This is a genomic window from Kitasatospora sp. NBC_01560, from assembly GCF_045208415.1.
Lineage (GTDB): Bacteria > Actinomycetota > Actinomycetes > Streptomycetales > Streptomycetaceae > Kitasatospora.
The window spans coordinates 299,588-315,694 of sequence record NZ_CP109364.1 but is presented as its reverse complement, the minus strand read 5'-3'; the positions used below and the strand labels follow the sequence as shown (position 1 = coordinate 315,694).

Sequence of the window (16,107 nt, the reverse complement as noted above, 5' to 3'; positions counted from 1 at the left end):
CCGCCGGCCCCTGCCCGGAGCGGGCAGGGGCCGGCGGCCCGTGGCGGTACGGCCGACCCTCGGCGGCCTACCGCCGGCTTCGACGGACAACGCGGAACAGGGGTCGCTCCTGGTGCGCACACCCCGATCGACTGCGTACGCACGTGCGTAGGCCAGGAGGCGCGGCGGGGACGGGCGGTCGTGGAATCCGGGGGAGGAGAAGGTTTGAGGGCGGGAGCCCGGACAGGCGGGACCAGGCCGGCCAGGTGAACGGCCGAACAGGATTCGACGCATTCCACCGTGTTCCAACGCATTCCCGTGTGCTGGAACGATGACACGCGGTCGTGGGCCCGCGCGTCAAGTGGGTGGGCGGACCGATATCCGCCCGTAACCTTCGGTTCGCCCGCACCGGCTGCGCGTGGGGTCATGCCGGCAGGGTCGGCCCAACCGGCCGGCCCTCGACGGGCGTTGCCGATGCCGGCGACAGGCTGTCTGCCGAAGCCGCTTCCACCGCGCCGACCAGGGGAAACCCGTTGGGATCAGTGCGGACCGCCTGTTGTCCGGGGGGTCGGCCGCAGGGCGTGTGCTTGGCCGGGAGGTCGCATCACGAAGGTGCATCGCGCTGTTACGGGCACTTGACGGCCCCGCTACCGGCGGTCAAGACTCGTCGCCAGCTTCATGTTGGCGTAAACATCAGCCGTGAAGGGCACCTCCGTGAGCACGACGCACCCTCCCGCCCAGTCCACCCCGGTTCGGACGACGAGCCGGTCCCGGCCGGCCACCCGCTCCGCCCGCCGCGGTCACGGCGCCTTCGGCTACGTGTTCTTCGCCCCGTTCCTGATCGTCTTCGTGATCGGCATCGCGGCACCGCTCGGCTACGCCGCCTACCTGAGCCTCTTCCAGGACCGGCTGGTCGGCGGGACCGTCTTCGTCGGGCTCGACAACTACACCCGTGCACTGGGCGACGAGCTCTTCCGGGCCGGGCTCTGGCGGGTCACGCTCTTCCTGCTCGTCCAGGTGCCCGTGATGCTGTCCCTCGCACTGCTGGCCGCGCTGGCCGTCGACAGCGGGCGGCTCCGGTGGCCGGGCCTGTTCCGCATCGGCATCTTCGTCCCGTACGCCGTCCCGGCCGTCGTGGCGTCCCTGATGTGGGGCTACCTGTACGGCGACCGCTTCGGGCTGATCCGTCAGGTCGGTGACGCCCTGCACGTCGGCGTCCCCCGGCTGCTCGGCGACTCCTGGATGCTCGCCTCGATCGGCAACGTCGTGACGTGGGAGTACGCGGGCTACAACATGCTGATCCTGTACGCGGCGCTGCGCACCGTCCCGCAGGAGCTGTACGAGGCCGCGGAGGTCGACGGCGCCGGCGAGCTGCGCAAGGCCTGGAGCATCAAACTCCCCGCCCTCAGGCCTGCGTTGGCACTGGCCACGGTGTTCTCGATCATCGGCACGTTCCAGCTGTTCAACGAGCCGAACGTGATGCAGTCGCTGGCCCCGGACGTGATCTCCACGAGCTACACGCCCAACATGTACGCCTTCAACCTGGCCTTCAACGGCCAGCAGTTCAACTATTCGGCAGCCGTCGCCGTCGTCCTCGGCGGGGTGACCGCAGTGGTCGCCTACGCCGTCCAGGCCCGGTCGATGCGGAAGGAACAGAGCCAGTGAGTGTCAAGACCCCCGCGACCGGCGGACGGCCACGCCGATCCAGCCCCGCGCTCACCGCCGCGATGGGGCTCATGCTCCTCTACGCGCTGCTTCCGCTGGCCTGGCTGCTGCTCTCCAGCACGAAGGACTCCAACTCCCTGAGCACCAGCTTCGGGCTGTGGTTCGGGCACGGGTTCCACTTCTTCGACAACGTGTGGAACGTCGTGACCTACGACGACGGCATCTACCTCCGCTGGTTCGCCAACACGCTGCTCTACGCGGTGGTGGGCGCCGGCGGGGCCGCGTTCATCTCCACCGCGGCCGGATACGCGCTGGCGAAGTACCGGTTCCGGGGCCGCACCGCCCTCGCCGCGGTGGTCCTCGGAGCCGTCGCGATCCCCGGCACCGCCCTGGCCGTACCGACCTACCTGCTGTTCAGCAAGATCGGCGTCATCGACACTCCGTGGGCCGTCCTGCTGCCCTCCCTGGTCAGCCCGTTCGGCGTCTACCTGATGCGCGTCTACGCCCTCTCCGCCGTCCCGGACTCCATGCTCGAAGCGGCCCGCATCGACGGCTCCGGCGAGATCAGGACGTTCTTCACCATCTCGCTGCGCCTGCTCGCCCCCGGCTTCGTGACGGTGCTGCTGTTCTCGCTGGTCGCCACCTGGAACAACTACTTCCTGCCGCTGATCGTGCTGAGCGACCCGCAGTGGTTCCCCCTCACGGTGGGCCTCAACCAGTGGAACGCCCTGGCCACCGGTGCGGCCGGCAGCGGAGCCACGACCACCGGCTTCTATCCCCTCGTGATCACCGGCAGCGTGCTCGCGATCGTCCCGCTCGTCGTCGCGTTCCTCTTCCTCCAGCGGTTCTGGCAGTCCGGTCTGGCCGCCGGGAGCGTCAAGGAGTAGCCCGCTCCCCTCCCTCCGCTCCCCTCCCTCCGCTCCACTCCCCTTCCTCCCCTCCCCTTCTTCCGTTTCCCTTCCTCCGGTTCCCTCTCTCGGTTTCCCTTCCTCCGGGCCCCTTTGCTCCGGCCTCCCTCCGGCCCGCCCCCGTGTCCGGGCCTGCCGCACGGGCCGCCCCGGCGGCCCTCCCCACCCGACCCAGCAAGGAATCCACGCCATGACCCGTGCAAGCCTCCCGTCGCGCCGCAGACTCCTGGCACTCGTGCCGGCAGCCGCGCTCGCCTTCACCCTGACCGCCTGCGGCTCGGACGCCGCTCCCGCCGTCTCCGCCGATCCGAGCGCCGCCCTGGACACCGAGACCACGCTGACCTTCTGGACCTGGGCCCCGAACATCGACAAGACGGTCGCCCTGTTCGAGAAGAAGTACCCGAAGATCAAGGTGAACGTCGTCAACGCCGGCCAGTCGGCTGCCGAGTACACCAAGCTCCAGACCGCGGTGAAGGCCGGCAGCGGGGGCCCCGACGTCGCCCAGGTCGAGTACTTCGCCCTGCCCGAGCTCGCGCTCTCCAAGCGCCTGGTCAACCTCAAGGACTACGGCGCGGCGGCCCTGGAGCCCAAGTTCGCGGCCTCCGCCTGGTCGCAGGTGTCGATGGCCGACGGTGTCTACGCCGTCCCGCAGGATTCCGGACCGCTGGCCATGTTCTACAACAAGAAGGTCCTCGACGAGCTGAAGATCGAGCCGCCCAGGACCTGGGCGGAGTTCGAGGCCGCGGCCGTCAGGATCAAGGAGTCCGACCCGAAGCGGTTCATCACCTCCATCGACCCGGGCGACGCCGGTGGGGTGGACAGCCTGATCTGGCAGGCCGGCGGCCGGCCCTTCCAGCGGAAGGACGCCTCCTCCGTCTCGGTGAACCTCCAGGACACCGGCACCAGGAAGACCGCCGACTTCTGGACGTCCCTGATCAACCGCAAGCTCGTCGACACCGCCCCGGGCTGGACCAACGAGTGGTGGCAGTCCATGGGCAGCGGCCAGTACGCCATGTGGATCATCGGGGCCTGGGCCCCCGGCAACCTCGCCTCCACCATCCCGGACACCGCGGGCGACTGGCGTGCCGCGCCCGTTCCGCAGTGGAACGCGGGCGACAACGTCTCCTCCGAGAACGGTGGCTCCGCCGTCGCGGTGCCCGCCACCAGCAAGAACAAGGCAGCCGCGGCCGCCTTCGCGATCTGGCTGAACTCCGACCCCGAGGCGGTCCGCTCGCTCTCCGCCAACGGCCTGTTCCCCGCCACCGCCGAACTGCTCAACGACCCGGCGTTCCTGGACCAGCCTGTGGCCGGTCTCGGCGGTCAGAAGGCCAACCGGCTCTTCGCCGACTCCTCCGCCGCCGTCGGCAAGGGCTGGCAGTACCTGCCGTACCAGCTCTACTCCAACTCGGTCTTCAAGGACACCGTCGGCCAGAACATCTCGACCGACATGAGTGCGGGCCTGAGCGCCTGGCAGAAGCGCATCGTCGACTACGGCAACCAGCAGGGCTTCAAGGTCACCTCCCCCTGATCCGCGGTGGCGCCGGCCGGCCGCCGACCCGGCCGGCCGGCGCCACCGCGACCGGTCCTGCGCCGCACCCACTCTCCCCCAGGAGCTCCAGCACCATGCCCGTCCTGCAGATCACCGACGAGGGATTCCGCCTCGACGACCAGCCCTTCCGGATCATCTCCGGCGGCCTGCACTACTTCCGCGTCCACCCCGGGCTCTGGGCCGACCGGCTGCGCAAGGCCCGGCTCATGGGCCTCAACACGGTCGAGACGTACGTCCCCTGGAACCTCCACCAGCCGAACCCGGGCGACTTCCGCCTCGACGGCGAGCTGGACCTGCCGGCCTTCCTCGACCTGGCCGCCGCCGAAGGGCTCCACGTCCTGCTGCGACCGGGCCCCTACATCTGCGCGGAGTGGGAGGGCGGAGGGCTGCCCTCGTGGCTGCTCGCCGACCCCGGCATCCTCCTCCGCAGCCAGGACCCCCGCTACCTGGCCGCGGTGGACGACTACTTCGAGCGCCTGCTGCCGGCGGTGCGCCGCCACCTGTCGACCAACGGCGGCCCCGTCCTGGCGGTCCAGATCGAGAACGAGTACGGCGCCTACGGGGACGACACCGCGCACCTGGCCCACCTCGCCCGGCTCCTGCGCCGGGGCGGCGTCGACGTCCCGCTCTTCACCTGCGACCAGCCCGGCGACCTGGCGCGCGGATCCCTCCCCGGGTTCCTCGCCACGGCCAACTTCGGCAGCCGCTCCGAGCAGGGGCTCGCCGCCCTGCGCGCGCACCAGCCGACCGGCCCGCTGATGTGCACCGAGTTCTGGATCGGCTGGTTCGACCGCTGGGGCGGCCACCACGTCGTCCGCGACCCCGCGCAGGCCGCCCGGGAACTCGACACCGTGCTCGCCACCGGCGCCTCGGTCAACCTCTACATGTTCCACGGCGGCACCAGCTTCGGCTTCACCAACGGCGCCAACGACAAGCACACCTACCGGCCGACCGTCGGCTCCTACGACTACGACTCCCCGCTGGACGAGGCCGGCGACCCGACCGACAAGTACGAGGCCTTCCGCGAGGTGATCGCCAAGTACGCCCCCGTCCCGGCCGAACCGGTGCCCGCCCCCGGTCCGAAGATCGCCGCCACGGGCATCCGGCTCGGCGCCCGCGCGCCGCTGTTCGACGACCTGGACGTACTCGGCGCCGCCGTCGTCTCCGAGCGGCCGCTCACCATGGAGCAGCTGGGCCAGGACTTCGGATTCGTCCTCTACGAGACCACCCTGCCGGCGGCCGGCCCCGTCCTGCTGGAGCTCGGCGCCGTCCACGACCGTGCCCAGGTCTTCGTGGACGGGCAGCCCGTCGGGGTGCTGGAACGCGAGAACCACGAGCAGGCCGTGGCCTTCACCGTGCCGCGCGAGGGCAGTCGGCTCGGCATTCTGGTCGAGAACCAGGGCCGGGTGAACTACGGCAGCGGGATCCACGACCGCAAGGGGGTGCTGGGAAGGGTCCTGCTGGACGGTACGGAGCCGGCCGGCTGGACCAGCCGGCCCCTGCCGCTCGGCTCCCTCGACGGGCTCCGCTTCACCGAGAACACCCCGACGGCGGTCGGCCCGACGTTCCACCGGGGCACGGTGCAGCTCGACGAAGTCGCCGACACCTTCCTCCACCTGCCCGGATGGACCAAGGGCAACGTCTGGGTCAACGGCTTCCACCTCGGCCGTCACTGGTCCCGGGGGCCGCAGCGCTCGCTCTACGTGCCCGGCCCCGTCCTGCGTCAGGGGTCGAACGAGATCATCGTGCTGGAACTCCACGCCGCACCCCGCGCGCTGACCGTCGAACTGTGTGAGACGCCCGACCTCGGACCGACCGAGGAGTAGGAACCGGACCGGCTCCCGGCCTCCCGGCGCGCCGGCGTATCCGCAACCCGCACCCCGGATCGCGCGTGCGGGCGGCCGCTCGCTGGGCGCGGGCCGGCCTGCCGCGGCACCCCCGTACCCCGGGGGCTGTCGCCGGGCTCCTGGACGGCTGGGACCGGGAGGAGCTCGGGGGCGGAGCCGTGCCGTGCCGGGCCGTGGCGGGTGTGTACGCGGTGGCGGCGGTCGGCGGCGACGGCGCAAGGTGACGGCGAAGGTCTCCGGCACCGGGCACCGGCCCGTCACGCCGGATGTCTGCGCCGAGCGCTCGGGTGAGGGGAAGCACTGCCCAGTGGACGGCGCTGCCGTGATCGCGGACGGCGCCGTGGGCGATGGCGAGGGCGGCGACGATGCCGCGCCCGCGCCCGCTCTCCGCCGGACCGCCGCGCTGCTCGGGAGCGGTCCCGGCGTACGAAGGACCGCCGTCCGAGACCTCGATGCGCACGCTGTCGTCCGAGGTGCGACGGAGGGTCATCACGACCGGGGGCATGGCGTGCACGACCGCGTTGGTCACGAGTTCGGACACCACCAGCAGCGCGTCGCCCGCCGCGCCGGTCGCCCGCCCCACGTCTCCCACGTCAGCCGGGCCCGCTTCCGCGCCTGCGCGCGGGGGTGGCCCCTCCCGGCCGTCGAGGAGCGGAAGTCCCTGCTGCTGCTCCCTGCGGCCCCGCGGCCGCCGCCCGAGCCCGCGCGGGCCGGTCTGCTCCCCGGGCCCGCACGGATGGTCCCCATCCACCGGTCACCGGGCGGTCGCGGGGTCGTGACGCGCCGTCGTCGGATGGGATAGCTTCTCCCTCGGTCAAGATCTATAACTCGGGGGAGTCAGTGAACCGTAGATCGTTGCTGAAGGGCGCCGCTGCCGCAGTCGTCGGCGCGCCGCTCGCATCCCTGGCGCTGCCGACCGGCGCACACGCTGTCGGCGGCACGTACGACGTGGCCGTCTGCGAGCAGGCCAAGAACCAGATCCTCATCCATCCGGCCAACGCGGACTGGACGCCGCAGAACCGCAGGTGGGCCTGGACGCCACCGTCCGCGGTCGTGAACGGCTTCAACACCTGGACCAACCTGTCCGACGTCAGGTTCCGGGACACCACCGCGCACGGCTGGGTGGCTCTGGTCGCCGCGTCCTACGGCAAGGTCGGCATGGTCGACATCGGGGACGGTGACGCGCTGCTCTGGTCCGCCAGGCCCTACGGCAACCCGCACGCGATCGAACGCATACCCGGCGTCGGGGCCGTCGTGGTGGCGTCCTCGGAGCAGGACACAGGGTTCGGCGGCCCTGGCAACCACCCCGCGGTGACCACCATCGAGGGTGGGAAGCCGGTGACCCGGCAGGGTTTCCTCACCGTCTACGCTCCCCGGCCCGGGCAGTCCGACAACCCCGCGAGCCTCACCAAGGTCGACGAGTTCGAGTTCAACGGCGCGCACGGTCTCTGGTACGACGGCACCTACCTGTGGGTGCTCGGTACCGATCTGCTCGTCAGGTACGCATGCACTGGCACCGCCCTGGGCTTCAGGCTCGCGGACAGTGGCGTGCGGATCCCCGTCTCCAACGGCCACGGCCTCGACGCGGACTACGGCGACTCCCGATACCTGCTCCTCACCGAGGGCGGCACGGTGAGGAGATTGGACAAGTCGGGCACAACCCCGCAGCTGTGGACCCCGACCGGGGCCGGCGTGAAGTCCTACTCCCGAACTGCCTCCGGCGAGTCATTCTGGCTGCAGGCGATCAACGTCACGGATCCCGTGAACTTTCCGGACCCGGACAAGGGCTACTGGAATACGTACGTGCAGTTCTTCGACGGCGCCGGAAGCAAGTACTTCACGCGCCCCCTGACGGGCTACGGGTACGACGCCAAGTTCTACAAGGCCCGAGTGTCCGGCGTCGCCTTCAGCTGACCCGGGCCGGCCCTCTGCAGACCAGGGGCAACCGCCCAGGGCCTACAGAGGGCTCAAGACGCGGCGCCGAGCACAACCGAAAGCACAAGCAGCCTGCCCGATACCGCTCCGGCGACCGGGGGAGTGGTCCCCGCCCGGGTGCTGCGGTGCCGTCAGGTGAGCGCGTGCACCGCCGCCCGGACGACATCGGGCCGGGCGAGGAGGTCGGTGCTGTCGGCCCACTGGTCGACGCTTCCGGTCAGGGGCAGGTCGCGCAGTTGCGGATCGGTGAGTGTGCGTGCGAGGGCGCTGCTGAACCGCTCCGCGTGGAGAACCAGGAATGGGCGGCTGTGGTAGGGGCGGCGGGTCGGTTCCACGGGAGCGGTGAGGCCGGCGGCGTTGTGCATCCGGGCGACGGTCTCGTACGCGTCGCACAGGTGCCGCTCCCGGTCCGCGTAGTCGGTGGCGGCCAGCGTGCCCCGCAGGGACGGCATCAGCCGCTCCGCCGCTTCCAGTTGCGCGAAGGCGCTGCCGAGCCACTTCGTGTAGGGCGCGTAACGGCGCTCCAGCAGTAGGCACAGTCGCATCAGGTCGCGCACCAGGCGCCCAGCCGTGACCGCGGAGCCGAGCTCGTCGCCGGCCTCCGCGCAGCGGCCGACGAACGCCTCCTCCTGCGAGAGGCGCTGCCACTGGCAGGCCAGCAGATACCGCCAGACCTGATCCGGGTACCACGCCAGCCGCTGCCGGGCCTCGGTGAGAGTGCCCGGGCCGTCGTGGAAGACCTCCCCGCCGGTCACCTCGGCCAGCTTCTGCTGCGGCATCGCCAGCCAGTCACGTGCGGTCAGCTTCCCGTCCGTCCCGGCCGCAGCAGATCCCAGCTGCGTGGCCAACCAGGTGTTCACCTCCCGCACCACCACCCGGTGGGCGACCGGCCCCGCTGTCACCTCCAGGTGGGCAACCGGATCACTCGGGTCACCGCTGGGCCGGAAGTGGGTGGGCCAGCCGTGCACCTGCTTCGGCAGCCGGTGTGCCAGCAGCTCGTTGAGGTCCGCGGCGTGCCGGGCAACGTCCTCGGCGGCGAGGAACAGGTCCAGACGCGGACCCCAGTCGTGGTCGGCCGACCTCGGGGTGTCGAAACCGAGCACCTCCGAACCCGGCCCGACCCGCGCGGCCGCGTACCGCAGGCCCGGGTAGGCGCCATCGAGGAGCGGTTGTACGGCTTCCTCGTACAGGATCCTGGAGAGTTCAAGGCCGGGGACGAAAGCGGCCGTAGGTGTGACCATGAGGCCACTGTGGCCAACGGCGGGCGCCGGGGTCCACTCGATATCAGGCACCTCGCAGGTGCAGCATCCCGGCGGTCTCGGCCGTGGGCCCGCTGCCCTCGTACTTGACCGGTCCGGGCGACACTCCGAGGCGCCGGACCTGGGTGGCGGCCGTCCGTGCGGCCCGCCCACCCTGGCGATGGTCGACGGCGTAGCGGCCGACGACGTTGGCCGCCAAGCGCTGGACGTCGGTGGCGCCGGTCCGTTGCCCCGGCCGGCGCGGGCAGCACCGCGGTGCCGACCGCACGGGACGGCGGGCGGGTGCGCGCACGGTGAGGTGATGGGCCGCTTCTTGCAGAGTGCAGATGGGTCGTCACCGCCGCAGCGGTGACGACCCATCGCGGGTGATGCTCATACGGTCGGGCCGACCAGGCCCGCCAGGGCCAGGTGTGCCCGTCGGGCGGTGCGCTCGGCGCGGCTCTTGAGTCGGAGCGCGCGCGCGAGGCGGTGCTTCTCGGCCTCGCGCAGACGCTCGTCGATCGTCGCCCGCGCCACCTCGATGTGGTAGGTCATGATGCTCCCCCTGTTCGCGGCTGATCCGTCGACATCACCGCGATGCCGACCCTTCGGACCACCCTCTGCGCTTCAGAGCCTACACCCAAATACGAGGTGCAGGCTTGCATTTAACGCTCCGTTCAGAGAATCGCCTGCTGATCGAAGGTATTGGTAACGACTGACTCCCAGGTTCTGCGTGGCGGTGATTCGGCGGCCGTGAGGTCCTGCCGGAACGGAGTGCCCCGGGGACCGTCCGGGGCGATGAAGCGGGCACCCGGGTTGCCGTTCGGGACCGCTCGAAGGCCGACAGGGATCCGGCGGACCGGCTGCCGGTCCGCCGGCCGGTCCGTGAGCAGGCCGCCTTCGACAGCCGCCGCGCACGGTGTGAGCACGGGCGATCCGGGTACACGACCGCTCCAGCGTAAGGGAGTTGGAGGGGTGGAGATGGTGGGGCGGATCGTTGGTGCGGGCAGGGCGTGGGGCCGGCGTCGTCGGGATCGCATGGACGCCGGCGAGTACGGCGAGTACGGCAAACGGCCTCGTGACGAGGGGGTGGGGGAGGGCCTGACGGGAGGGGAGCCGGTCGGTGCGGCAGTGGGCGGAGGAGCCGGAGCGGCGCAGGCCTCCGTCGCCCGCCGCGAGGCCTGGATGGCGATCGCCGTCCGCTGGCTCGTCCTGATCGCGGCCTTCCTGGCCGCGGTCGTCTTCGCTGCGGCGCTGGCCCGCGTCACCCTGGTGGCCGTCCCCGGAGCGGTCGGCCAGGTGCACAGCAACGTGCGGCCCGGCGACTCGCTGCGCCACTACCTGCTGCATGCCACCACGTTCGATGCCGGCCGGCAGGTGGGCGGCAACGTGCTGCTCGGCGTCCCGTTCGGGCTGCTGCTCCCGGTGCTCTGGCCGAAAGCCCGCGGGTTGTTCCGGGTGCTGTTGCGGACAGCAGCGGTGATGGTGCTGGTCGAGCTGGTTCAGGGCGCCCTGATCACCGGTCGCGCCTTCGACATCGACGACGTGCTGCTCAACACCACCGGCGCGCTGGTCGGCTACCTGCTGCTGGGGCGCCGACTGGCCGGGACGGTCCAGCGGCGCCCCGGTCGGCGCGGTGCCGACGGCCCGGGGCGGTGAGGCGCCGAGCCTTCGAGGTGTCGACTGCTCGGTCGGCTGCACGTAGGTCGCGGCCTCGCCGGTTGCCGCCTCGTACTGCCGGGTTCCGGCCCGGTTGCCGCTGCGTGCCGCCACGCTGCCGGGCTGTCGGGTTCACGCCGGGCGCGGGCCCAGCCCCGCGGCGTGGACGACCACGGCGTCCGGTGTGCGGTCGGGGAGGGTGTGGGTCCGCGCCGGGGCCGATGCGTGGTTCAGGACGCGTCGGGGCTGTCCGGGCGGTCCACAGGGCGTTTGTAGTAGCCCCAGGGGAAGGATCCGGAGCCCACCTGTGTCCACCCGTCCGCGTTCATGCGGCGGCGCTGGCCGACGAAGACGCGTCGGTGCTCCCAGGCCCGGTCGGAGGCCTCCACGACGAGGAACAGCGTTCCGTAGTCGACAAGATGCCAGCCGTCGTGCCCGGCCGCGTCGAGTTCGGCCATCTCGTTGAAGGCGGTGACGGGCGTAATGACCCGGCGCACCGGTCCGCCGTCCGGGGCAGCGGTCCCGTCCGCCCCGCCCTCGGCGGAGCCCGGTTTCACGGCCGACGCCTTGACGGCGAACCGTTGCTGGGCGGCCTGCCGGCTCACGCCGAGGACACTGCCGACGCTGTCCCAGCTGTGGCCCGCGGCCCGGGCTCCCTGAATGGCCTCGCGCAGGAGCCGACTGGACTCCTCGGCGCCGATCCGGGCCGCGGCCACCAGGCGCAGGAAGCTCTCCGGGTCGCGTTCCAGGGATTCGGCGAGCCCCTCGGGGGTGCGGAGCACAGCGCCCGCGATCTCCTCCCGGATGGCGGCGATCTCCTGCCGGCTGAGAAGTTCGGAGTCGCTCATCGCTGGTGGCCCCGAGCGTCGTCGGCAGGGCCCAAGGGCTCCAGGGCGTCGAGCAGTTCGTCGTCCCGCAGTCGCCGGACAGCACGCTCCGGAGCATCCGGATCATCCGGAGCGCCCCGGCCGTTCGAGGTGGCGGCGGGGGCGGACTGCGGCCGTTGCGTGGCGAGCAGGGCCCCCATCGCGGCGACGAGGGCGACGTCCGCCGCGATGAGCGCGGTGGTGGCGCCCGCCCCGAGGTCGTCGGCGAGCGACAGGACGACGGCGATCAGGCTGGTCGCGACAGCGAGGGGCCCCAGCGCGGGGGCGAAGGCGGAAGAGGCGGCGCTGGAGGGGGCGGCCCCGGTCGGAATGTCCTGGGAAGCGTTCACAACGTCAAGGATTCCTTGACGCGGCCTCCGTGTCAAGGAATCCTTGACGCCGAAGATTCGCTCACGGAGGTACCCGGCGAGCCGGCTCGAACGGTCGCCGACCCCGATCGGGAAAAGGGATGGTGCAGCGGTGCCCGGCCCGGGTCAGTCCGACGGCCCGATGGCGAGTGCCGTGCCTGTCCGGGTGCGCAGGTGTACGGCCGTGCGGCCCGTGCGGCGAGTCGTCACGAGCCCCGCACCGCGCAGGGCGCCGAGGTGTTGGGAGACGGCGCCGGCGGTGACACCCAGCCGGGCGGCGAGGTCGGGGGTGCTCAGCGGTTCGCCGAGCTCGGCGAGCAGCGCGGCACGGGTGCGACCGAGGACGGCGGCGAGGCCGTCGGGCGTCGGGCGCGGCTGTTCCCAGAGCAGCCCGACACCGGACGCCGGGTAGCGGATGGAGGCAGCGACGCGCGGGGCGTAGTCGACGATCACGTCCGGCCAGCCGAAGACGGACGGCATCAGCACCAGTCCGTGGCCACCCGCCGAGACCGTCCACGCGGTACCCGGGCGGCGGCGCCCGTGCACCACCAACTCGCCCTCCCGCCACACCACATCGCGGTGCAACTGCGCGAAGAGTCCTTCCAGTCCGCTGTCCGCCAGCGCCACCGCACGCCGGCCCAGGTCCGCCTCCAGCACTGTCCGCATCCGCCCCCAGTGCGGGTCCACCAGCCTGGCGTGGCAGCGCGCCAGCGCGCCGGCGACCCGTTCCAGCAGCAGCGTCGGCCCCGGCAGTTCTCCGGCCCGGGGCCCCAGCGCGGCGGCGCATTCCGCCGCGACGTATGCCGGGTCCGTTGTCCGCAGCCCCGCCAACTCGGCGTCGAACGTCGGCAGACGCTCCTGCGGCACCGGGAACAGGAACGACGGCAGGCAGCCTTCGAGCAGCATCCGCAGCAACGGCGACTCCGGCTCCGCTGCCAGTACCGGTTCCGCGTCGCGCACCCACCGCCGGTGCACCTCGTGCCCGCCGACACCGAGGGCCGCTCGTACCCCGAGCACCGTCTCGGCCAGCGGCGACACCGCGAGCCGCACGCGCGCCACCTCGGCTGCCGAGAGCCGGATCTCCACCGCCATGTCTGCCCGCCCCCTGATCGTTTAGCTGTGGCTGAACGATAGCCGGGCCCGGCCGGCACCCCACAGGCTGTCCGGCATGGAGTTCTTCACCTCGTACGACGGAACCGTGCTCGCCTTCCGCACGATCGGCGACGGCCCGCCGTTGCTCTGCCTCCCCGGCGGCCCCGGCCGCGCCGCCGAGTACCTGGGCGACCTGGGCGGCCTGTCCGCCCGTCGCACCCTGATCCTGCCCGACACGCGCGGCACCGGCGCCTCCGCGATGCCCGCCGACCTGGCCACCTGCCGTGTGGACCGCCTGGTGGCCGACATCGAGGCGTTGCGCCGCCACCTCGGTCTGGACCATCTCGACCTGCTCGGCCATTCCGCCGGCGGCAGCCTGGCCATGCTCTACGCCGCCGCACACCCCGACCGGCTCGACAGCCTGACCCTGGTCGCCCCCTCGCTCGCCGGTGTCGGACTGCCCTCCGACACCGGAGCGGACGAGGTGATCGCCGCCCGTGCGGGCGAACCCTGGCACGCCGAAGCCGTGACGGCGCACCGGCACGTGAAGGCCGCGAACACCTTCGCCGAGGCGGCGCCGCATCGCCTCGCTTTCGAGCCGCTGATGTACGGCCGGTGGGACGACGCCGCCCGCGCCCACGCCGCCGCCGACCCCGCCCAGCGTGCGCTCCCCGTCAGCGAGCACTACTACAAGGACTACACGCCCGACACCGAGGAACTCCGGCGCAGTCTGGGCGCCCTGCCCTGCCCCGTGCTGCTCGTCGCGGGCGAGGTGGACCTGTGGCCCACCTCCCGGGCCGCCGCCGACGCCGCCCCACTCTTTCCCGAGGTGACGCTCGCCATCCAGCCGGGCGCCGGCCACTATCCGTGGCTGGACGACCAGCGGGCGTTCACGGCCACGGTGGAGGGCTTCCTCTCCACCGTCCGCTGACAGTGCGCCCCGGGCGGGCTGCCGCGCTCCGAGGGCCGTCGGGGGTGTCGCGTTCGTGCTCGGGTTCTCCTCGGCCGGGGCCGGCCGCAGGGCCGGTACTGGGCCGGCGGGCCCCCGGGGTGTTAACTTAGGCAAACCTAACTACATCCTTATGATCATGTCGAGGGGGCCTCATGGCAGATCGACCTACCCGCCGGACACCGCAGGTCCGTGAAGCGCAGGTGCTGCGTACCGAGCGGATCACGCCGCACATGGTGCGTCTGGTCCTCGGTGGTGCGGGGCTGGAGGGCTTCGAAGCCGGCGAGTTCACCGACCACTACATCAAGGTGCTCTTCGCACCCGAGGGCGTGCGCTACCCGGAGCCGTTCGACCTGGCGCGCATCCGCGAGGAGTTCGCGCCCGAGCAGTGGCCGGCGACCCGGACGTACACCGTACGGGCCTGGGATCCGGCGCTGCGGGAGCTGAGCGTCGACTTCGTGGTGCACGGTGACGACGGCCTGGCCGGGCCGTGGGCGGCCCGCGCACAACCCGGCGAGACGGTACGTTTCCAGGGTCCCGGCGGCGGCTATGCCCCCGACCCGGGCGCCGACTGGCACCTGCTGGCGGGCGACGAGAGCGCGCTGCCCGCGATCGCCGCGGCACTGGAGCGGATGCCGGCCGGTGCCGCGGTGCACGCCTTCGTCGAGGTCGCGGACGCCGCGGAGGAGCAGAAGATCGTCTCGCCCGCCGGGGTCGAGGTCAACTGGCTGCACCGCGGCGCGCGTCCGGTGGGCGAGATGCTGGTCGAGGCGGTGAGGGCGCTGGAATTCCCCGCGGGCACGGCATCCGTGTTCGTCCACGGCGAGGCGGGCTTCGTCAAGGAGCTGCGGCGCCTGCTGCGTCTGGAGCGCGGGATCGCGCGCGAGGGGCTGTCGGTCTCGGGCTACTGGCGGTTCGGCCAGAGCGACGAGGCCTGGCGGGCGGCCAAGCGCGAGTGGAACGCGCGGGTGGAGGCCGAGCAGGAGAGCACCGGCTGATCCGGGCCGCGCGCGTCGTGGGGCAGCGGCCCCCGCCGCCGGACGCCGCCGGACGCCGCCGGACGCCGGCCCGCGTCCGGCGGCGGGTGTACCGGGCGGCGACGGTGCCCCGCAGGGTGGTGATCCGGCCGCCGCCCGCTCGCACGCCGCGGCCGGCCCCGCCCTGCTGTGGGGGAGGAGTTGGCGCAGGGGAGGGCGGGACAGCTCCTGGTCCCTCCCCGCCGCGCTGCGGAGGGGCGGCCGTTCGGGCGCGTCCGGACGCGTGTCCCGAGGAGATGCCGGCCGACATGCTGTCTGTTGCGCCGCCGACCGACGCCGTACGGTGATGTTCGGCATCTGGGGGCAGAGTTGGAGACGACGCAACGGATCGTTCGGCGGAACTGGATCTTCTGGCAGCTTCTGATCTGCCTGGCGGGGGTGGCCGGCCTGCTCCTCGTGTACACGATCGTCCAGCAGAATCTCGCGGCGACGAACCCCGGCGCCGCGCCGATCCAGCTCCTCGACATCCAGAGCGCGACTGCGGCGGTGTTGGCGACCAGCGGCGGTCTGCTCGCCCGGGCGCAGTACGCCACCGCGATACGCCCGATGATCGGGTTCGACGGACGAGTGGTCCGGCTGTCACCGGACGCGGACGTACTGGTCTGGGGCTGCCAGATCCGCAACGGCGCGCAGGACGCAGCGACCGTCCGGGAGGTCAGGTACTCCGTGCGGTTCCTGGGGCACGAGCAGCCGGCTGTCGAGTCATGGCTCGATCTCGACGGGCTGACGGACGAGTTGAAGCGCGTCGGACTGCGCGCGGACGTCGACTACATGGTCAAGATGTGGGCACGCGGGGCGCCACTGGCTGGGCAGGAACGTGCCGTGCTCGGTTGGTTCACCCCGCACGCGATGGGCGTGATCGACACGCTCCGCGTCCGCGTCCAGGTGGTCGATCGCGTCGGCGATCTGCACGAACGCTCGAACAACCTGCTCACCGGGGCGCGGCGGACGCCGCAGCAGGTCAATCCGGACTGGTGACACCAGTGCGGTCGGACGGCCGGGCAGATCCGGTGGT

At 72.1% G+C, this 16,107-nt stretch carries 16 protein-coding genes; 9 read left to right on the top strand and 7 right to left on the bottom strand.

Translation table 11 applies throughout. The features are described 5' to 3' along the window. Positions 1-693: 693 nt before the first annotated feature. From OH807_RS01250 to OH807_RS01235, 4 genes are all read left to right on the top strand, one after another. Positions 694-1,644 carry a carbohydrate ABC transporter permease gene (locus OH807_RS01250; protein WP_406192611.1) on the top strand — a complete coding sequence of 317 codons (951 nt, stop codon included), beginning with the start codon at positions 694-696 and terminating at the stop codon, positions 1,642-1,644. Next, complete coding sequence (locus OH807_RS01245; protein ID WP_406192608.1) at positions 1,641-2,531, top strand: carbohydrate ABC transporter permease; 891 nt, start codon at positions 1,641-1,643, stop codon at positions 2,529-2,531. Before OH807_RS01250 ends, OH807_RS01245 begins: the two co-directional genes overlap by 4 nt. Positions 2,532-2,742: 211 nt before the next feature. Further along, positions 2,743-4,080 (top strand): ABC transporter substrate-binding protein, encoded by a 1,338-nt coding sequence (locus OH807_RS01240; RefSeq protein WP_406192605.1) that lies wholly within the window; start codon positions 2,743-2,745, stop codon positions 4,078-4,080. Between the two features lie 95 nt (positions 4,081-4,175). Further along, complete coding sequence (locus OH807_RS01235; protein WP_406192602.1) at positions 4,176-5,927, top strand: glycoside hydrolase family 35 protein; 1,752 nt, start codon at positions 4,176-4,178, stop codon at positions 5,925-5,927. Here OH807_RS01235 and OH807_RS01230 read toward each other — a convergent pair. Then, the gene (locus OH807_RS01230) at positions 5,842-6,531 is read right to left on the bottom strand and encodes an ATP-binding protein (protein ID WP_406192599.1); all 690 of its coding nucleotides are present in this window, start codon (positions 6,529-6,531) and stop codon (positions 5,842-5,844) included. The genes OH807_RS01235 and OH807_RS01230 overlap by 86 nt on opposite strands. A gap of 257 nt (positions 6,532-6,788) precedes the next feature. Between OH807_RS01230 and OH807_RS01225 the strand changes: the two genes are divergently transcribed. Continuing rightward, positions 6,789-7,862: a twin-arginine translocation signal domain-containing protein gene (locus tag OH807_RS01225; RefSeq protein ID WP_406192596.1), complete on the top strand. Its 1,074-nt coding sequence runs from the start codon at positions 6,789-6,791 to the stop codon at positions 7,860-7,862. Between the two features lie 152 nt (positions 7,863-8,014). Here OH807_RS01225 and OH807_RS01220 read toward each other — a convergent pair whose 3' ends face one another. The 3 genes from OH807_RS01220 to OH807_RS01210 form a co-directional block, all read right to left on the bottom strand. Beyond that, complete coding sequence (locus OH807_RS01220; RefSeq protein WP_406192593.1) at positions 8,015-9,124, bottom strand: DUF4037 domain-containing protein; 1,110 nt, start codon at positions 9,122-9,124, stop codon at positions 8,015-8,017. A gap of 43 nt (positions 9,125-9,167) precedes the next feature. Beyond that, positions 9,168-9,341 (bottom strand): hypothetical protein, encoded by a 174-nt coding sequence (locus OH807_RS01215; protein ID WP_406192590.1) that lies wholly within the window; start codon positions 9,339-9,341, stop codon positions 9,168-9,170. 173 nt (positions 9,342-9,514) lie between these two features. Further along, on the bottom strand, positions 9,515-9,676 hold the full coding sequence (locus tag OH807_RS01210; RefSeq protein WP_406192587.1) for a hypothetical protein: 162 nt from the start codon (positions 9,674-9,676) through the stop codon (positions 9,515-9,517). Positions 9,677-10,159: 483 nt separating this feature from the next. Between OH807_RS01210 and OH807_RS01205 the strand changes: the two genes are divergently transcribed. Next, positions 10,160-10,780, top strand: coding sequence for a VanZ family protein (locus tag OH807_RS01205; protein ID WP_406192584.1), 621 nt, complete (start codon positions 10,160-10,162; stop codon positions 10,778-10,780). A gap of 230 nt (positions 10,781-11,010) precedes the next feature. Here the strand turns inward: OH807_RS01205 and OH807_RS01200 are convergent, their stop codons facing one another. The 3 genes from OH807_RS01200 to OH807_RS01190 all read right to left on the bottom strand — a co-directional run bounded on the left by OH807_RS01200 (position 11,011) and on the right by OH807_RS01190 (position 13,106). Then, positions 11,011-11,628: a hypothetical protein gene (locus tag OH807_RS01200; protein ID WP_406192581.1), complete on the bottom strand. Its 618-nt coding sequence runs from the start codon at positions 11,626-11,628 to the stop codon at positions 11,011-11,013. Then, a complete protein-coding gene (locus tag OH807_RS01195) occupies positions 11,625-11,996 on the bottom strand; it encodes a hypothetical protein (protein WP_406192578.1) in 372 nt (123 codons plus the stop codon). Before OH807_RS01195 ends, OH807_RS01200 begins: the two co-directional genes overlap by 4 nt. A gap of 144 nt (positions 11,997-12,140) precedes the next feature. Next, a complete protein-coding gene (locus OH807_RS01190) occupies positions 12,141-13,106 on the bottom strand; it encodes a DUF5937 family protein (protein ID WP_406192575.1) in 966 nt (321 codons plus the stop codon). 76 nt (positions 13,107-13,182) lie between these two features. On the opposite strand from OH807_RS01190, the gene OH807_RS01185 reads away from it, so the two are divergent. From OH807_RS01185 to OH807_RS01175, 3 genes are all read left to right on the top strand, one after another. Beyond that, positions 13,183-14,037, top strand: a complete 855-nt coding sequence (locus OH807_RS01185) for an alpha/beta fold hydrolase (RefSeq protein ID WP_406192572.1) — start codon at positions 13,183-13,185, stop codon at positions 14,035-14,037. A gap of 173 nt (positions 14,038-14,210) precedes the next feature. After that, positions 14,211-15,053, top strand: coding sequence for a siderophore-interacting protein (locus OH807_RS01180; RefSeq protein ID WP_406192569.1), 843 nt, complete (start codon positions 14,211-14,213; stop codon positions 15,051-15,053). 348 nt (positions 15,054-15,401) lie between these two features. Continuing rightward, positions 15,402-16,070, top strand: a complete 669-nt coding sequence (locus OH807_RS01175; protein ID WP_406192566.1) for a hypothetical protein — start codon at positions 15,402-15,404, stop codon at positions 16,068-16,070. Positions 16,071-16,107: the final 37 nt, after the last annotated feature.